1 protein-coding gene is annotated in these 1,905 nt (G+C 52.6%); it reads left to right on the plus strand.

Annotated elements, in window-relative coordinates; genetic code table 11:
- Positions 1-1,905: PHP domain-containing protein (locus tag AC4E7D_RS07165; protein WP_490173129.1), on the plus strand; the 1,905-nt coding region annotated here is incomplete at both ends.

Consider the following 1,905-nt stretch of genomic DNA (forward strand, 5'->3'; position numbering starts at 1 on the left):
ATGTATTTAAACTGCCACACCTACTACAGCCTTCGTTACGGAACATTTTCCGAGGTGGAATTGTTGCAGCTGGCCAGGGACAACCAGGTGACTTCCCTCGCCCTGACCGATATCAACAATACCTCTGCCGGGCTTAATTTTGTGCGTAAGGCAGCAGCGTACGGGATCAGGCCGGTGTTGGGGATCGACTTCCGCAATGGGGTAGCTCCCTGTTTTGTGGGGATTGCCCGCAATAATGAGGGGTATAAGGAGCTAAATGGCTTCCTCTCGGAACACCTGCACGAGGAAAAACCCATCCCTGCCAGGGCCCCCCGGTTTAGCAATGCCTGTGTCATCTACCCCTTTGAACAGGTGCAGGTGCATGATTTGGACCATTTCCTGCCCCATGAATACATCGGGGTTTCCCTCAACGACCTGAGGCGGCTCCCCTTTTCCAGGTACGGGGCCTATCGAAAAAAACTGGTGCTGCTACAGCCGGTGACCTTTCGGAACAAAAGGGATTTCAATGCCCACCGATTGCTCAGGGCCATAGACAACAATGTTTTGCTGAGCAAACTGCCGCCGGAAGAGCAGGGCAGTCCGGATGAAAAAATGTACCCTATAGCCAACCTGGCCACTGTCTTTTCGGAATACCCCCATATTTTGGAAAACACAGAGCGCTTGCTGAACAGTTGCCGGATCCATTTTGATTTTTCCCAGGAACGGGAGCCACAAAACCTGAAAACCTACACAGGGACCACCACCGGGGACGAGGAACTTCTGGAAAGACTTTGCCGGGAAGGACTACCCTACCGTTACCCCGAAGCCGGGGTGCATATACATGCCCGGCTCCAAAAGGAATTGGAACTCATAAAGGAAAAGGGCTTTGTCTCCTATTTCCTGATCAACTGGGATATCGTATCCTACGCCCGTAAGAAGAATTTCTTTTATGTGGGCCGGGGCAGCGGGGCGAACAGCATTGTGGCCTACCTGCTGCGGATAACGGATGTTGACCCCATTGACCTCGACCTCTATTTTGAGCGGTTTATCAACCTGTACCGGACCAACCCACCGGACTTTGACATTGATTTTTCCTGGCGCGACCGGGAGGAGGTAACCCAGTATATTTTCAAGCGTTTTAAGCACGTGTCCTTGCTGGGGACCTATGTCACCTTTAAGGAACGCGGTATCATCCGTGAACTCGGCAAGGTGTTTGGCCTGCCCAAGGCCGAGATCGATTTTCTCTCGGAAGGGCGGTACCATTTCGATAAACTTGACGGCACGGCACAACTGGTACTTCGTTATGGCCAGCTCATCATGGGGATGCCCAATTACCTGAGCATCCATGCCGGGGGTATCCTGATCAGCGAAAAACCCATTCATTATTTCTCTGCCACCCACCTGCCCCCAAAAGGCTTTGCCACCACACAGTTTGATATGGTCATTGCAGAGGATGTGGGCTTGTACAAGTTTGATATCCTGGCCCAGCGCGGCCTGGCCAAGATCAAGGAGGCCCTGCAGATTGCCCACCAGAACCAACCCGATGCAGCTGCGAAAGTTGATATCCATGACATCAAGCGGTTTATCAAAGATCCGGTAATCAATAACCTTGTGAAGACCGCACAGTGCATGGGTTGTTTCTATGTGGAATCCCCTGCCATGCGGATGCTGCTGAGGAAGCTGGAGGTAGACAATTATCTGGGCCTGGTAGCTGCCAGTTCCATTATCCGGCCCGGGGTATCTAAAAGCGGTATGATGCGGGAGTACATCCTCAGGCATCGCGAAAAGGGACGTGCCGAACGGGAAGCCCATCCTGTGATGCTGGACATTATGCCAGACACCTATGGGGTGATGGTTTACCAGGAGGATGTAATCAAGGTGGCACACTATTTTGCAGGCCTCAGCCTGGGGGAAGCCGATGTGCTG

This window comes from Lentiprolixibacter sp., assembly GCF_982873095.1.